Origin of the sequence: Bartonella gabonensis, assembly GCF_903679515.1 — a bacterium.
Classification (GTDB): domain Bacteria; phylum Pseudomonadota; class Alphaproteobacteria; order Rhizobiales; family Rhizobiaceae; genus Bartonella; species Bartonella gabonensis.
Genome location: NZ_CAHOYM010000016.1, coordinates 26,843 through 43,767 on the forward strand (window position 1 = coordinate 26,843; position 16,925 = coordinate 43,767).

General features: G+C 38.3%; 13 protein-coding genes and 2 pseudogenes. 6 read left to right on the forward strand and 9 right to left on the reverse strand.

Annotated elements, in window-relative coordinates:
• Window positions 1-882 precede the first annotated feature (882 nt).
• Genes HWX04_RS04510 through HWX04_RS04520 form a run of 3 tightly spaced genes read right to left on the reverse strand, consistent with a single transcriptional unit; the run spans window position 883 to window position 3,662 of the window.
• Window positions 883-1,854 carry a WD40 repeat domain-containing protein gene (locus tag HWX04_RS04510; protein WP_175869018.1) on the reverse strand — a complete coding sequence of 324 codons (972 nt, stop codon included), beginning with the start codon at window positions 1,852-1,854 and terminating at the stop codon, window positions 883-885.
• Window positions 1,855-1,865: 11 nt separating this feature from the next.
• Window positions 1,866-2,897, reverse strand: coding sequence for a CobW family GTP-binding protein (locus HWX04_RS04515; RefSeq protein WP_175869019.1), 1,032 nt, complete (start codon window positions 2,895-2,897; stop codon window positions 1,866-1,868).
• A gap of 21 nt (window positions 2,898-2,918) precedes the next feature.
• A complete protein-coding gene (locus HWX04_RS04520) occupies window positions 2,919-3,662 on the reverse strand; it encodes a creatininase family protein (RefSeq protein WP_175869020.1) in 744 nt (247 codons plus the stop codon).
• Between the two features lie 1,004 nt (window positions 3,663-4,666).
• On the opposite strand from HWX04_RS04520, the gene HWX04_RS04525 reads away from it, so the two are divergent.
• Entirely contained in the window at window positions 4,667-5,107 is a 441-nt protein-coding gene (locus tag HWX04_RS04525) for a hypothetical protein (protein ID WP_175869021.1), read from the forward strand.
• A 181-nt stretch (window positions 5,108-5,288) separates the two neighbouring features.
• Here the strand turns inward: HWX04_RS04525 and HWX04_RS04530 are convergent, their stop codons facing one another.
• The gene (locus HWX04_RS04530; protein WP_175869022.1) at window positions 5,289-6,659 is read right to left on the reverse strand and encodes an NAD(P)H-dependent oxidoreductase; all 1,371 of its coding nucleotides are present in this window, start codon (window positions 6,657-6,659) and stop codon (window positions 5,289-5,291) included.
• A gap of 162 nt (window positions 6,660-6,821) precedes the next feature.
• Here HWX04_RS04530 and HWX04_RS04535 point away from each other — a divergent pair, with 162 nt between their 5' ends.
• On the forward strand, window positions 6,822-7,301 hold the full coding sequence (locus HWX04_RS04535; RefSeq protein WP_175869023.1) for a MaoC family dehydratase: 480 nt from the start codon (window positions 6,822-6,824) through the stop codon (window positions 7,299-7,301).
• Window positions 7,302-8,557: 1,256 nt separating this feature from the next.
• On the opposite strand, the gene HWX04_RS04540 is transcribed toward HWX04_RS04535, so the two are convergent.
• From HWX04_RS04540 to HWX04_RS04550, 3 genes are read right to left on the reverse strand one after another with little or no spacing between them, the layout of a single operon-like run.
• Window positions 8,558-9,217 carry a methionine ABC transporter permease gene (locus HWX04_RS04540; protein WP_175869024.1) on the reverse strand — a complete coding sequence of 220 codons (660 nt, stop codon included), beginning with the start codon at window positions 9,215-9,217 and terminating at the stop codon, window positions 8,558-8,560.
• Window positions 9,210-10,244 (reverse strand): methionine ABC transporter ATP-binding protein, encoded by a 1,035-nt coding sequence (locus HWX04_RS04545; protein WP_175869025.1) that lies wholly within the window; start codon window positions 10,242-10,244, stop codon window positions 9,210-9,212. The genes HWX04_RS04540 and HWX04_RS04545 overlap by 8 nt, the downstream gene beginning before the upstream one ends.
• 48 nt (window positions 10,245-10,292) lie before the next feature.
• Window positions 10,293-11,111 carry a MetQ/NlpA family ABC transporter substrate-binding protein gene (locus tag HWX04_RS04550; RefSeq protein WP_175869026.1) on the reverse strand — a complete coding sequence of 273 codons (819 nt, stop codon included), beginning with the start codon at window positions 11,109-11,111 and terminating at the stop codon, window positions 10,293-10,295.
• Window positions 11,112-11,636: 525 nt separating this feature from the next.
• On the opposite strand from HWX04_RS04550, the gene HWX04_RS04555 reads away from it, so the two are divergent.
• Window positions 11,637-12,275, forward strand: a complete 639-nt coding sequence (locus tag HWX04_RS04555) for an SH3 domain-containing protein (protein ID WP_175869027.1) — start codon at window positions 11,637-11,639, stop codon at window positions 12,273-12,275.
• Window positions 12,276-12,802: 527 nt separating this feature from the next.
• Here the strand turns inward: HWX04_RS04555 and HWX04_RS04560 are convergent.
• Both HWX04_RS04560 and HWX04_RS04565 read right to left on the reverse strand, forming a co-directional pair.
• Entirely contained in the window at window positions 12,803-13,834 is a 1,032-nt protein-coding gene (locus tag HWX04_RS04560) for an aspartate-semialdehyde dehydrogenase (RefSeq protein ID WP_175869028.1), read from the reverse strand.
• A gap of 492 nt (window positions 13,835-14,326) precedes the next feature.
• Window positions 14,327-14,724: pseudogene (locus tag HWX04_RS04565) on the reverse strand (helix-turn-helix domain-containing protein).
• Window positions 14,725-14,951: 227 nt separating this feature from the next.
• Here HWX04_RS04565 and HWX04_RS04570 point away from each other — a divergent pair.
• From HWX04_RS04570 to HWX04_RS04580, 3 genes and pseudogenes are all read left to right on the forward strand, one after another.
• A complete protein-coding gene (locus HWX04_RS04570) occupies window positions 14,952-16,130 on the forward strand; it encodes a tyrosine-type recombinase/integrase (protein WP_175869029.1) in 1,179 nt (392 codons plus the stop codon).
• A 174-nt stretch (window positions 16,131-16,304) separates the two neighbouring features.
• Entirely contained in the window at window positions 16,305-16,505 is a 201-nt protein-coding gene (locus tag HWX04_RS04575; protein WP_175869030.1) for a helix-turn-helix transcriptional regulator, read from the forward strand.
• Window positions 16,506-16,608: 103 nt separating this feature from the next.
• Window positions 16,609-16,925: pseudogene (locus HWX04_RS04580) on the forward strand (DUF7146 domain-containing protein); the annotation flags it as partial.

The following is a 16,925-nucleotide window of genomic DNA, read 5'->3' on the forward strand; positions in this document are numbered from 1 at the left end:
TTTAGGTCAAATCATCATAAAACGTAAAGAATTCTTTGTTATGCTTTTAGGGGTGTTTTTTCTTTTTTGCAAATGATAGACTTTAACTTTGATAAGAGAGAGATTATTTCCATTGTTGTAATAAGTGGGCATCATCATTCTATTTTTCAGCTTTCAATATCGCGGTGATTTTAGCACTCGAAAGTGTTTATAAGAAGTATTTTTAGTCTTTTCTTAAATATGTTGTATCAATACGGGCTCCTTATTGGTAATGTGTAAGAAAATGGTTGTGGTTGCTTCAATATAAAAAGATTTGAAATGAAAAAATTTTATTGATTTAAAGGGCTTTCATTCGACATATAAAACAATGAATACACTTTATTAAATTCATTATAAACCAATTTATGTCTAGATAAGAAGCCGGACTTTTGATCAGAATGAGTAGGGAGTTCCATCCTTTGAGGTGTGGAGCAGCGGTCCAAAAATTTTTATTTAAAAAAAGAATGTTGAGTTTCCTTCTTCTGATCGTAGGAATAAAAAGTCCTTTTCGATGAAGAATACTTACCTATAATACCGTCTCCCATCGCCTATAAAGCCACCTTTTTCTATAATAACCTATGCCATGGGCTGCACACTCTCATAAAAGCACTGTTCTTGGAACTTCAGCAGAATATAGCTTATATCTTGTATGGAGGAAACCAATGTTAAAAGGTCAAAAAACATGTTGAAGGCCTTTTCTTGTCTAAAGGGAGGTGCTAGCAAGATAGAAGGCTTCATGATTATAAAGACTTGGGGGATTTTGGGTGGAACTTCTGAGAGTTCTAGAGATGCGCGGGGGCTTAGATTTCTAGAGGATTGAGTGGATATTGTTATCGGTGATGGTTGTGCTTGTTGGTGCTTGGCTTAATCAGTGATATTGATCATACCGCATTCACCATTTTCACTACCGAAGGTGAGGTTTTGTCCTGTTGGGTCCCAATTGAGTGCTGAGATAGCGCTTTTTCCATAACCTTTTAGTAGGATCTCTTTTCCATCACGAAAATGTGCCGCTAAAATCATTCCATCATTGAAGCCTATGGCGACAATTTCTTTGTTTGGATGGCATGAAACGGTGCTCACAAGTGCATTTGCTCGTGTTCCAAGTTCTAGGGGTGCTTTTCCCATGGGGCCGTCTTTTGTATGAAAGGGCCAAACAATTGCAGCAGAAGCACCTGATGTTGCGAGCCATTTTCCTTTTGCACTCCAAGACCAGCTTTTGACTTTGCTTGGGTAGCCACTCATCCGTAAATGTTGATGATTGGTAAGACGCCAGCCGTGCAAGGCGTTTTCTTGCATCGTGGAAATGACATAGCGGTTGTCTGGTGAAAAGGTAACACCACAATGAGCGCCTTTCCATATCAATGTGGTGGGAGATATTTGTGTTGAGAGCCAATGAAGCGTAACACCATTGTAATGGGCAACGGCAAGTCGTAAACCTTTTGGGGCAAAAGCCAGACCTTCTACACTGCGCTCATGCGTGAGCTCTTGTTGTTCTTTTCCAACATGCATAAATGCAAGACGTGAGGAGGAAAAAGCAAAAGCTTTTTGGGGGCCAAAAGCAACATTATTGATCCATTTGCGTTCTTTTTGACTGAGCAATTCTGTGTGACCACCTACTGTGGTTTGACAGACTTTTCCATCTTCTCCCCCTGTGATGATTGCAGTATTGTCATGAGAAAAATGACTTGAAATTATTCCTTGGTGAATTTCAAAAATTTGTGGGGTTGGGGTTAAAAAAACAATTAAACCTTCCACGGAAACAAAGGCTGGTTTATTGCCTATAAAACCGCAGGAAAGGCAGTAACTTTGGAGATCATAATGGGTTATATTGGGCATTGTCACTCATTTTATGCGCAATTTTCAAAATCAATTTTTAACTTTTCAGCATCAAGAGAGCGTCCGATAAAAACAAGGCGGCTTTCTCGCCTTTCATCTTCACGCCATGGGCGTTGGTGTTGTCCCTCAAGAAGCATATGAATGCCTTGAATGACATAACGATCATCGTCTCCTTGAAAGGCAATAATGCCTTTAAGACGCAAGATATCAGGTCCTTGTTGCTGCGTAAGCTGTTGGATCCAAGGGAAAAACTTTTCTGGTTGCAGGGCACCTGTTTTTAAACTTACAGAAGTGATGGTAATATCATGAATGGGGGCTGTGTGATGATGATGGTCATGATGACAATCGGGACCACACACATGATCTTTAGATTGGTCTGTATCTCCATGATCAAGAAAATGGGGATCATGGTCTAGCGTTCGCTGGAGGTCAAAGAAACCACGATTGAGGAGTTTATCAAGAGGGATATTGGTTTGCTGGGTTGTATAAAGTATAGTGCGAGGATTAATGGAAAGAATAAGAGATTCCGCATGGGCACGTTCTTGTGCGGTAATGAGGTCAATCTTATTTAAAAGAATAATATCTGCGAAGGCAATTTGCTCTTCAGCTTCACGGCTTTTTTTCAGTTGAGAGGGTAAATGTTTTGCATCAACGACTGCTATGACACTGTCAAGCATTGTTTTTTCATGGACCGTATCATCCATGAAAAAAGTTTGAGCAACAGGAATGGGATCAGCAAGTCCTGTTGTTTCTATAATGATCGCATCAAATCGATGAGAGCGTTGCATCAGAGTTTCCAAAATGCGAATGAGATCGCCGCGCACGGTGCAGCAAACGCAGCCGTTATTCATTTCATAAACTTCTTCATCTGATTCAATGATCAGGTCATTATCAATACCAATTTCACCAAATTCATTGACAATGACGGCATAACGTGTGCCATGATTTTCACTGAGGATGCGGTTAAGAAGAGTGGTTTTTCCTGCACCAAGATAGCCCGTGAGAACCGTAACGGGAAGTTTTTTTGAGGGGGTCGTTTCCATGAGGGAACCTTTTATTATTTTTTATTGCCATGTGTTTATGTTAAAACGATTGATATCATCAAGTAAATTACGAAGTTGAGATAGAACATGAGAAAAGATTGCTTCACCAGCTTTTGGTGTTGCTTTGCTTGCGTTTCCTGCGGCACCTTGCGGGTTTAGATCACGCATGGTCCAGCCAAAGGCATGGGGACCATAAGCGCGTAAATAGCGATAATTGGTAATCATATCCGCTTGTTTATTATGAAAATTTCTTGCCTTTTCCATATGGACTTTTTCTGGAGCTAAATAGAGCATGAGAGAGGTTTCGATAAAACCTCCATGGATATCAAGATGCTGTTGAGAAGGTTCTATCAGACCTTGTGGCAAACCAAAACGGCTCCAGCTTGTTGCGACAGCGAGCATGGAGAAGCGCCTTCGCAATTCAGTGATAACAATGCTCATTAAAGGGGAGTTGCCTCCGTGAGCATTAAGAAGAAGAAGACGATTGATCCCTTTGTGATAGCAGTTTTCACCAATCTCTATCCAGCGTTGAACTGCATCAGAAAAGGTCAGGCTTTGTGTCCCTATAACATCCATATGTTCTATAGAATAACCAATCTTTTCAACCGGTAAAAGGGCGATATGATATTGCTCTTTTGTTTGTAAAGTGAGGGCTTTTGCAAAAGCTTCAGCAATAATCCAGTCGGTTTCAAAGGGAAGGTGCTCTCCGTGATATTCGTATGCACCCAAAGGTAAAAGAGCGAGAAAAGGCGTGTTAGATACCATAAATTATTGCCCAAAAGAGAAGTTAATACAGACAAAGTGATTAAAGGTTCTGTCACTGTTTAATCTATCTATAAGAGAAACGCAAATAAGCGTATTTTTAATCCCATAGGGATACTCTAAAAATGAAGGCTTTTTAAAAAGAGTGAAAGTTTTATTAAGAGAAGCTAACATTATTTTTGATGGAATATGCGTCCCTCTTCTAAAGATAGGTATCTTTTGTAAGCGTTTTTAATGCATCTTTTTGTTTTTGATGAGTAAATATTGAGGAAGCTTAAATACTTCACATCATGTCATGAAAAATATTTTTTTCATTATGTCTTAAAGAGGTAATTTTAGATGAAGTTTAATATTCTTCTTTTTGCTATGCAAAAAGGATAACTAAAGCATTTGTGTTGGTGTGAAGGCTAGGATAATTATTGTATTTTTAATTCAAGTTTACATATCCATCTTATAATAATTGTTTACTAATTTTACTTTAATTTGAATAATTTATTAATATTTATAAGTTTTCATGAAAAAATAAATGTAATGAGAATAATTTACGTGAGACGAAATTGCATAATAACAAAATATTATTTGTGTTATTTTAACTTAATATCATCAATAGAAAATGATTTTATTTTAAAATGAAGAAATTATTTGTATTCTTTATGAATATTTTTTTAAATTTTATGTAATAATAATAGAATAGAAACGAGCGATACATTTTACTTTGATAAGGTTTTTCGTCATGTGAGGCGATGCTCAATTGTGTTCGTTATGTTTTATAATTATTTGATTTTTAAATAAATTTTCTTAGGCAGGTCGTTCAGAAATTTTCCAGTATTGTTGTTATTATTTTGAATTCAGCAGTGTTTCTTTGCAAGTTTAAATTATGTCTTTACATACAATATATAATGTATTATATTTATAATAAAATTACATAATAATATATACATATTGTATTATTTATTTTAAATATTATTTTACTTTTTCAGTAAAGAAAAAGAGGAGAAAAAGAAGCTATGTTTAAAATATTTAAAAACCGTGTATTTTCGTTTACTTTTACACTCCTTATTCTTTTTTTTGTACAAATTATAGAGGAGAATGCAAGTTTTGTACAAAATCAATTTCAAGAAGTGGGAATTGTTGCAACATTAGAAAAAAATATTGTTACTGAAGCAGTAGGTAGAGCTGTTATCCATGATATTGAAAAACAAAATGGATTTTATTTGGTGAAGGGTATAGGTATAGGTAAAAACAAAGGCAATGATAAAGGTAACAACAATGGCTCGTACGGGTTTGGATTGGACTTTGTCGATGGTGTAGCTGTCATGGTGGGTGGGCTATGGCTTACAGGATTTATTGTTTCTGCATGTATAGGGAATATAATAGGTACTACTGTATCTCTTCTGGGAGTAATAGGTGTATTAAATTATATAGGTGATAGAGAATCTGAAAGCTGATTTTTTATAGTTTATGGTTATTTAATTATTATAAGATTAGCACTCTTACTCTCTTTATTCGTCTTTTAATATTATTTGCTTGCTCTGATATGAAGGTTATTCGGAATATTGCTAAATAAATAAAAAATATTCCAGTATTCAGGGCTCTCATACAATAAAAAAATGATAAATTATATATAAATCAATAAGATGAATTATTAAAGCAATAGCAGGGGGGACTTATACATGAACGGGAAGGGTTTTGAAGTAAAAGATCTTGTTTGGCACGAAGACGTGCAATCCATTGATCTTCACGAATAGCCGTATTATGCACTGTAATGAGTTCATTCTTTTTAATTTCAGCTGTTACGGTTGCTTTTTCTAAAAGACCACAAGGAATAGCTTGGTGAGCGCGTGCTTCTGCAATGTTCATGATCCAAGCGCGATACGTATAAAGACCGATAAAATCGAGCTGATCGCCTGGGTATAAATCTTTTTTAGCAACAGCACAAACTTCTACTACGGGATGATTAAGGGGAGCCATATCTTTTTTACCATAAAGCATCACGCGTGCACACGTGAGGGGAACCTCCATTGCTGTGAGATGATAGGGGCGGTGAAAGGTAAAATAAGGTCCCTGACCAATTTTTAAATCTTCCATACGTTCACGTAAACGTGGGTGTGCTATTTCTGCAATAACAAAAACACCAGGGGAAACTCCTTGACCTATTGAATAATCCACTACACCATATTGCTCTAAAATACCGCCATCTTGTTTTGGGATAAGTACCTTGTTTAAATCTTGCAATGCTGTTTGGGGGCCATGCATTCCTGGGCAATCGGGGAGAAGTCCAGTGGCATTGGCAATTGCGGCCATTTCAACCATCGTTTTAGAACCATCAATAAATTCAACTAACATGCGCACATTCATATTACGGTGCATTGCTTCTTCTTCGTAAGCATCAGGTGTGGCATCAAAGAGGAGAGGATTATTTTTTCCCTTCCCCGCTGCAACAATTTTATGTCCAAGAGCTGAAACAAATTCGATGAGTTCCATGCAGGAAGTTGGTTCATCTCCGGCACCAAGGGTATAAATAAGTCCTCGTTTTTCTGCTTCATGCTTCAGATACGCGCCAATCGTAACATCGGCTTCAACATTCATCATGACAAGATGTTTGTTGTTTTCAAGCGCTTTAAAGCCAATTTCTGCTCCCGCTTCAGGATAGCCTGTTGCATCAACGATAATATCAATTTGTTCATGGCGCAAAACAAGGTCGATATCGTCTGTTGCAGCAATCAAACCTTTTTCAATGCTTTGTGTGAGGGCATGAGCATTTTCAACTTCACAGACATGTCCCTTTTCGCCATAGGCAAGTATTGCGGCATCAAAAATACGTGACGGTGTTCTTGTGGCTACGGCGGCGACAGTTATACCCTCCATATGTGCAATACTTGATAATAAATCTGTACCCATTTCACCACAACCAATCAGCCCAATACGGATGGGGGCATGGTTTTCTGCACGTTGCTTCAAATCATGTGCTAAACCTGTTAGGTTCACATTGCTGGCCATTCTTTTTTCCATTTGAAAACTATTCTACTCAAAAAGTTTTCTTATTCATAAGGTGTATTTGTTTTTAAGACAATTAATCTTTTATTCTTGATGCTCTAATCAATGGGTTTTATAAAAGCAAGAGGAGCGGTTGCTTTTATCAAATAAAATAGGAATAGCGTTATGCGGCAAAAAATCACAGTACAAGATGTCACTACTTTTATTGGGAAAGAAATGGGGTCATCGCAGTGGCGTCTTGTTACACAGGATATGATTAATCAATTTGCATGCGCTACGGATGATCATCAATGGATACACGTTGATGAGGAAAAGGCTCAAAAGACACCTTTTGGTGGAACGATTGCTCATGGTTTTTTGACATTATCGCTTTTGTCTACGCTTGCTTATGAGTCTCTTCCAGAGTTAGAAGGGGCTACAATGGGGATTAATTATGGTTTTGATAAAGTACGCTTCATGAGTCCTGTAAAAACAGGGGCACGGGTGCGGGCTCGTTTTGTGCTCGATGAGGCAGAAATTCGCCCTTCTGGTCGCGTGGTTTTTCATTATGGGGTTACAGTAGAAGTGGAACAGTTAAAAAAACCAGCCCTTACGGCCCAATGGCTTATTGTTGCTGTGATGGGGGAAAATTTTTCTAATCCTTAAGATTATTTGAGTGCTTTGTTTGATAAGAATTGGCATACAATTTTTTCGAATTTTCTTCGATGATAAAATTGAGAATATATTGAGTTATCATGATAATCGCGTGTCATTCATCCTGAATGCGAGTCTGGAATATCGTAAGATTCTCTCATTTTAAACTTATTTCCATGTTGAAATAATCAAAATAACGCATGTGCACTTTTAAAAGCGGGTAAACCTATATGGCGTGAAACTGTACAAAAAAGGTATGCTTTTTCATGAACTGTCTCAAGAGGGGGCTTTACAACACTGGGCGCTGGTAAAGTGTCTGATGGTGCCGGTTTGCTCTTTTATGAAGCGTCAAGATGGAGGCTCAATGGATTGATTATTATACCATTCATGGATGCTGTCGCGAAATGAACTTGAGGCTTTGATACCTCTTTCAAACAAGCGCAATGAATATGTGAGCAAAGTCTATTTCGTTTAGGGTATTCTATTTTACGAGCAGTTTGTGACCCATTAAAGAACGGATAAACAAAAGCGTGAGGCAATGCGTAATCTCCATTATTTATTATTTTAGGTACTTTTGAAAGCCTTTAAGCCAAACTAAAAAATGATGGTAAAGATGAAAATTGGTTTGTACCTTTACGCCTTTAATATTCTTCTAAAATTAGACCCATCTTCCCGTTTTAGAAATTACGTTTGACAGATACGCAATATGTTAGCTTGCTTGGCATACAAAAGCAGGAACAATGTTTAGCGTTCTTATCCAACTCAATCTATGTTTAAAAGATCCTGTGGCATTCGGTCTAGGTGTTGATTTACATATAGGTAGCCGTTAAAGCACAAACCTTGTTTAAGAAAATAACGTCATAAAACCAATAATAGGCCAGCAATAGATTGGCGAGAGGTTCCTACTTTTTATCAAATACTTGGGGAGACAATAATCATACATTAAGAGTGATCAATCATAATTATAGTGGCGGTATTATAGCCTTGCTCGTCATAGCGGATTGTTCTGTCTGCTCAATCGTTTTTATGGTGAGAGAGAGTTTTGAATGTTGTAAGATTCTCTTATTTTATCCCCTTTTATATTGAAGCCATTCAAACGATTTGCTCAGTTATAAACTGCGGCTTATGTCGATAAAATCGTTTAAGAAAAAGTGCTTATTTTTTTTATGAGCGTTTTCGATTGCCAAGGGGTGTTTCTCCTTGTGAGGTATGGCACTTTGGATGTGGCTGAGAGGATGATAATGCTGGCGTGTGAAATCTTCAGTCTTTTAATGCTTCGTTTTATCAAGTTTTCGTACGATTTTATCAGAAGTCCATTGGGTTATAATATTGAGCATGATCAACAAAATGATGACGATGGTCATGATGAAGGTATTATAGCGTTGATAGCCATAACGGATTGCCATGTCTCCTAAACCGCCTCCACCGAGATATCCGGCAAGTGAGGTGGCTCCTATGAGAGAAATGACCATGACTGTAAAACCGGTAATCAGGCTAGGGAGAGCTTCAGGAATAAGAACATGTCTGATGATTTGAAGGCGGCTTGCACCCATAGAGCGGATCGCTTCAATGAGACCATTTTCAACTGTTTTAAAAGAGAGTTCGGCCATGCGTGCATAAAAAGGAATAGCTGAAATAGTGAGAACAAAAATTACAGAAGGCATTCCCACACCTTTTCCTACAACGATACGGGTAACGGGAAGAAGATAAAATGCAAGAATAATAAAGGGAATGGCACGAATACTGTCAATGATGATGCTTAAAGGGCGATTGATAAGAGATGAAGAAAAAATTCCACCACGTGCTGTTGTATGAAGAAGAAGACCAAGAGGAAGTCCTATAATAAGTGCTATCAAAGAAGCACTTATCGTCATCAAGATTGTATCAAAAAGGGCATTGGGAAGTTCATGAGATAGAACATTAAACATAACCTAATACCTCGCAATATTGTCCTTTTTCGGTTAACCATTGAACAGCTTTTTTAAAAGCTTCTTGATCTTGAGCAGGAAGAGCAAGGAAGAGTCGCCCGATGGTTTCTCCTTGGACGGTATCAATGCCTCCGTGGAGAATACGTGCTCTTAAACCGCTTTCATCTTCTAGAAGATGGAGAAAAGGTTGTTGAGCAATTTCACCAGCAATATTCATTTCAATAACAGCTTCTTGACCGATGGGTTTAATATTCTTTGCATATTTTTCAGGAAGTTGTGGTGTAACAAGTTTCAGCATGGCAATGGTTGTTTCTTCTTGTGGGGATGTAAAAATATCTTTTACACGTCCTTCTTCCACAATGCGTCCTTGATTGAGAACAACAACGCGATGCGCAATGGTCCGTACTACTTCCATTTCGTGGGTAATAAGCACAACTGTGAGATTGAGGCGGTTGTTAATATCAGCCAGAAGTTCAAGAATAGACTGTGTTGTTTCAGGATCAAGAGCAGAGGTTGCTTCATCTGATAACAATATTTTAGGATTAGCAGCAAGCGCACGGGCAATGCCAACGCGTTGTTTTTGCCCTCCTGATAATTCTGCTGGATAGCAATATTCTTTACCACATAATCCTACTAATTCAATAAGTTCAAGCGCACGTTTGTGGCGTTGTTTTTTATTTATTCCTGTTAATTTGAGTGGTAATGCAATGTTATCAATCACCTTTTGCGATGAAAGGAGATTGAAATGTTGAAAAATCATCCCAATTCGTTGACGATAAGGCGCCCATTCTGTTTCTGATAGATTAGAAATATTGATACCTTCAAAAAAAAGAGAGCCTGTATCAATTTTTTCTAATCCATTTAAACAGCGAATAAGTGTTGATTTTCCTGCTCCACTACGGCCAATAATACCAAGGATTTCACCGGTATGGATCTCAAGAGATAAGTTATCAACTGCTGGAATGCCCGCCGTTTTGTTAAAACAACGGCTGACATTTTTTAAGGAAATGAGGGCGTTTTTTTCCATTTAAAATTACCAGAATGTTTAGCAAAACGACGAGAATATGAGGCACAATTACCAAGATGTTTGTGCTGCTGGACCAAAAATCTCTTTGATTTTTGCACGGACAGGCTCGCTATTGTAGGCAGCAACTAATTTTTTGACCCATGGTTCATCTTTGTCTCTGGTTCGCACAACAATGATATTGTTATAGGGATTATTTTCTGTTTTTTCCCATGCGATGACATCTTTTTGCAAGTCTAGTCCAGAGACTAAAGCCCAATTTGTATTGACAACGCCCATATCAAAATCATCAATGGCTCGCCCTAACATGCCGGTATCGAGTTCCCGAATTTGTAAGTTTTTAGAATTTTCAATAATATCCAGTGGAGAGGCAAGAATATCGTGAGGGTCTTTTAATTTAATAAGATTTAAAGAATTGAGAAGAAGGAGGGCTCTTCCACCGTTGGATGGATCATTAGGAATGCCAACGTGTGCTCTCTCGCGCAATTCTTTTATGTCTTTAATTTTGTGAGAATAGAGACCTATTGGGGCAATAAACGTGTATCCTACAATTGAAAGTTTATAACCGCGCTGTTCCATTTGGTTTTTAAGATAAGGTGCGTGCTGAAAAGCATTTGCATCAATCTCTCCTGCATTAACAGCATCGTTGGGCAAAGCGTAATCAGAAAAGTAAACAAGTTCAATTTCTAAATCAGCTTTTTTAGCTTGCTCTGCAGCGACTTGCCAAACAGTTGCTTCGTGTCCTTCCATAATACCAAGTTTGATTTTTGATTTGTCTGCGGCCATGGAAAAAGCAGTAGACAAAAAAAGTGTAAAGAGAGAGAGGAATAAGCCTATAACCTGACTGCGAGAAAAAAATTTTAATGTCATGTGCTTTTAACTTTCTTTTCCAAGAGATTTTTGAAGAAAGCTTCAATATACTCTATATTTTTTTAAGGAAAGTTGAAGTTATAAAAGCTTTAGAGAATATTCAATCACTTTTATTTTAAAAAGAATATTCTTTTTTTCTCTCTTTTCCGCAGTTTTGGGAAAACATCATCATTTGTTCATAGAAATTCTCTGAAATTTAGGCAATCAATTCTTCTATTGTAATCGTTGGTTGAGGGAACCAATTACGCTTTAAAAACTTCTTTAAGAGACGATGGATTGAAGCGCCAAGCAATCAGATGATGTTTTCGCGATCAATTCATGAGGGACTTACTGCGCAATTAAGATCAAAAGGCCGTCGTGTAGAGGGGTTGAGGGCACAAGAGAGATTTTGTTGCAGAGATTTTATTGCAATGGGGTTGGAAGGCTTTGGGGAAAATAAAAATTGATGATGACTGGATTTAAAAGCGGCAAATTTTTGCAAAGGAAAATATTTTGCCCTTCACATGTTAGAGAGGAAGAAAAATAATGTTAAGAAAGAATTTATTATCAACGATAATGATTTTACGGGCTTTGGCAGCATCAGTGGTGGCAATGGCTGTTTCTTACGCACAAGCTGGGACCATAACTGGAACCGTTGCTCGTGTTGCATCAGGTCAGGTATCTTTACGCACCGGTCCTGCGACAGCTTATAAAGTGATCACAATGGTTCCAATGGGGGCAAAAGTGCAAATTTATGGCTGCTTATCCAATAAAACTTGGTGTTCTCTTGGTTATCATGGAAAAGTTGGGTGGGCATCTGCACGTTATGTCAATGTCACTAATGTTCCTACCATTGCTTTTACAAAGATGCCTGTAAAATCAACTTCCATGAAAAAATCGCCAAAAGAAAAAGTAAAACAGGTTGTTTCCGATTTTAAAGCTCTTCCGGTAATGCAAAAAACACGCAAAAACATGCAAAAATTGTACAGAACTGATGTGATTATCGATTCCACAGGTGTTAAAAAAAGGGATGAACGGACAATTTTAAATCCTTCGCCAACAGCACAAGAAGTCTCTGTAAAGCACGTCAATGCTTATAATCCATTCTTTCCAGATAAGGATAATGACAAAAATTTTGAACGCAATGAAACGCGTTACCGTGTTGTGACCTATCCTGCACCATAAGGATAAAGTCAATCTCACGACAAGCAATGACAAACAGGATGGCAGCATGAAGCAAAAAATGCTTTATGCTGCTAACCCTATTGTATCATAAAGGGCTTCAAGATGGCGAGGGGTAACTTTAAGGCGGCGAGAGTTAAGAATATTCAGGGTAAAATTTGTCAACGTCTCGAGCTACTGTTCTTTAGGGGGATGTTTGATAGAATTTTTTTCAAGAAAAGCTGGATTTTTTAAGAGAATGGTGAGAAGCTTTTTGTCCTTATTCTGTTGTGTTGTAAGGCGGCATGAGGACGGTGATCGGTGCAAACTGTTTAAAAAGTGCGATTGTGTACAAGAGCAGTGCAGATAGAGATCTTCGTTTTTTAAGGCGGTGAGGTATTCAAGGATATTCTAAGGGTAGAATTTGTCAACGCTCTGAATGACTGTTCTTTAGGGGAGTGATATGAATCCACAGTAGGGGAAGATTCTGCTAAAGAGAAGCCGGACTTTTGACAGACCGGCTAGGGCTCTTCGTCCTTTTGGATAAGTCGTTAATTTACGGACTTAGGTTTTATTAAATGACGAGAAATGAGTAATTCAGCAATTTGAACGGCATTCAATGCGGCGCCTTTTCTTAAATTATCGGCGACAACCCAGAAAGCTAAACCATTTTCAACGGTGATATCTTCACGAACACGGCTAATAAAGGTGTCATCTTCTCCTGTACATTCATAAGGTGTGGTATAGCCACCATCTTCGTGTTTATCGATAAGCTGACAACCAGGGGCATCGCGCAGAAGTGCTTGTGCTTCAGATGCGCTGAGTGGTTTTTCAAATTCAACATGGACAGCCTCTGCATGACCGATAAAGACCGGAACCCGAACAGCAGTAGCTGTTAATTTAATTTTCGGATCAAGAATTTTCTTCGTTTCAGCCGTCATTTTCCATTCTTCTTTTGTATAACCATCTTCCATGAAGACATCGATATGGGGAATGACATTAAAGGCAATGCGTTTGGTGAATTTTTTTGATGTAATTGGATCAGCAACAAACACTGCGCGTGATTGTTCGAAAAGTTCGTCCATTCCTTTCTTCCCAGCCCCAGAAACCGATTGATATGTAGAGACAACAACACGTTTAATGGTGGCAGCATCATGGAGAGGTTTTAAAGCTAAGACCAGTTGAATTGTTGAACAATTGGGATTGGCTATAATATTACGCTTAGAAAAGGCACTTATCGCTTCAGCATTAACTTCAGGGACAATCAACGGAACATTGGCATCATAGCGCCACGTGGAGGAATTGTCGATGACGACACAGCCTGCTGCAGCGATTTTAGGGGCATATTCTTTGGAAATGCTTCCCCCCGAAGACATCAGACACAAATCTGTGTCAGAAAAATCATAAGTATCTAGTGCTTTTACTTTTAAAGTTTTGTCCCCATAAGAAACTTCTTGCCCTAGTGAGCGTCGTGATGCCAGAGGAACAATTTCGTGCGCAGGAAAACCACGCTCTTCTAAAATTGTAAGCATTTCACGACCGACATTTCCTGTTGCGCCAGCAATTGCAACTTTAAAACTCATTTTCTATACTCCTTCGTATCTCTCCATCTTTATTCCCCGCGCTATACTCAGGAGAGAGTGAGTTGGTTAAGGAACATTCTTAAATTATATCTTCAACAATCCCATTTTGTGCACACCATCATAATTGCCAGCACAATAACGTGTTTTATTTCAAATAATACTGTCTTTTTTATCTTTCAGAATTGAAAAAAATTGAATATTTTACGCTAAGTCTTCATCTTTTTGTGAGAGCACTTAAGGGAATTTTTTATCTTCTGTCAATTGTTTCTCTTCACACTTGTAAATTTTTAAAAGATGGTATGATGCATTGCGTTAGAAGATTTTTTTATCTTTTATCTGTTAAATCTTCAATTATTTGATCTCTTCTCCCCATTTCTAAAGACAAAGATTTCTACTCAGATTGTTTTCAGACCGGATATCTTTCTCCTTTTGGAGAGACAGTTAAAATTCTTTTCAATGTTATTTAGCACAGTTGATTTTCTTTCAGTAAATTCATGAAAATAAGCGGCTGTTTTTTTCATCAGAAATCAACTGCAAAATTGCTTTTTGTTTTTTTATGGTGGAGTTCTCTAAAATTTCTCAAAAGGGCATGTTCTTTTTCGCTATAGGTTTCTTGATTATAGGGTGAGTGATGTTCTTTTGTGAGGTTATTTTCTTGTGTAGTAATATCCGCATAAAAAAAGGTAATGGGAACCGCCAGTATGTTGGCAATTTCTTGTAAACGCCCTGCACCTACATGATTGAAGCCTTTTTCATATTTTGGAATTTGTTGGAAACTGACATCTAAATGGCTTCCTAATTCTTTTTGAGAAAGTCCTATGGCAGTGCGTCTTTGACGAATTCTTTGCTTGACCAGAAACATCGTTAAAATGTGGATTTTTGGTTTGCATGTTAAGCCCCCCTCCGGTTGCAAGCGCCCTCGCATGAGTATTCCGTGATCTGGTAACACATTGATTTATAATGATAAATCATCATTTTTCAACTTGAATCATAGCTCCGAATATAGTAAGATTCTTTCATCACAAACCTTCTCATATCGTATCAATTAATATCACTTGCTTGCATGTCAAAAGCGGGGCTGGCGTGTGGGTAAAAACTATAGAAGAAAGGACTAAAAATGCCTCTTATGAACCGTCTTAATGCAAGGTCTGTCGCAACATTGGGGGCTGGCAAATATAATGATGGTGCCGGCTTGCTTCTTCATAAGCGTAAAGATGGAGGTGCTCAATGGCTTTATCGTTATACCATTCACGGGCGGCGCCGTGAAATGGGCTTGGGTGCTTTAAGACATGTCTCTTTAAAACAAGCCCGTGAATTAGCAACGGGGTGGCGCTCTGTTCTTCGTGAAGGGCGTGACCCCATTAAAGAACGTGAGAAACAAAAGCGTGAGGCAATAAGTAACCTCCATTATCTAAAAGACATTGCCTTAGATGCTTTTGAAAGTCGTAAAGCTGAATTAGAAGGTGACGGCAAGGCTGGGAACTGGTTTCTACCTTTACAACTTTATGTTCTCCCCAAATTAGGCTGTATTCCCATTTCAGAGATTACGCAAACAGAGATACGCAATGTACTTGCTCCCATATGGCATATAAAAGCTGATACAGCTCGTAAAGCACTAAACCGTCTCAATCTTTGTCTCAAACATGCGGCTGCATTAGGATTGGATGTTGATTTACAAGCAACAGAAAAAGCACGCGCTCTCTTAGGTAAACAGCGTCATAAGGTCACTAATAGACCAGCAATGGATTGGAAAGATGTGCCGGCTTTTTATAAAACACTTTGTGAAGCATCAACCATAACACAACTGGCTTTACGTTTGCTTATTCTGACAGGCGTTCGTACCAATCCTTTGCGTTATATTCATAAGGATCAAGTTGAGGGGAATATATGGACTATTCCTGCTGAGAATATGAAAGGAAGGCGTGATGCTACAAAAGAATTTCGCGTGCCTCTATCATCTGAAGCATTAGAAATCTTAAAACAAGCGCGCCTTTTATCTCGCAATGATTTCTTTTTTTCTGCAACTGGTCGAGGTCCCCTTGCTGAGAAATGTATGTCACACTACATGAAACGCGCTGGACTTGAAGCCTGCACCCATGGTTTTCGCTCTAGTTTACGTGATTGGCTCGCAGAAACAACCGATGCCCCTTATGAAGTCGCAGAAACCATTCTAGGTCATACGGTTGGGGGGAAAGTGGAGCGTGCCTATCGTCGGACTGATTATTTAGAACAGCGTCGTATCTATATGGATAAATGGGCGGCTTATGTCACTGGTCAAAACAATAGTTGTGGATAGCTCTAACTCTTTTTCACATTTAATCCATAACGGATAATATAATCACAAATTATGGCTCCTCTTGAATAAAAAGTCACAAGATATTGTTTTTTTGCTGGAAAAGTTTGCTACGAATTGCTATTTATATATAGTAAATCAATGCTGATTCGATCATTTACATAGAGAGGGGACTTCATGATTCCAAATGAACCACTTCTCACGGTGCGTGAGAGTGCAAAAATACTTAATATAAGTGTTTCAACACTTTGGCGGCGGGTCGCTGATGGCTCGGTACCAAAGCCTTTAAAGATTGGCTTCTTAGCGCGTTGGTTACAATCTGACCTTGACGATGTAATCGAAAAGGCAAAAAACCAACGTGGCAACGACGCCGCCTAAAGAAAACTTCGCCTTACTTATAGGACAGACAAAGTATTTCGAGTTTCGCAAATCCCGAAATAACAGAATCTGTCCTGTAATGCAAGTAGCAGGAAGGGATTTTATGCATTTTACAAATGCTACAACAAGCAATGCTTATGCATTGCATACAACAGCTCAAAAAATTACTTGTGCATTACGTGGAGTTTGGCATGGGGATTATGGACTTGCCCGTTGCCCTGCTCATGATGATCAATTGCCTAGCTTATCTCTTTCTAATGGACATGATGGGCCCCTTTTACTCACTTGTTATGCTGGTTGCTCTTTTAGAGAGATCATACAAGCGCTTAGAAGAATTGGCTTGCTGGGGAAACAAGCCTTTTTTGATAAAGCTTATGATCATACGCTTTCTTTCTCAAAACAGTTTTGTGCTGATCTCAA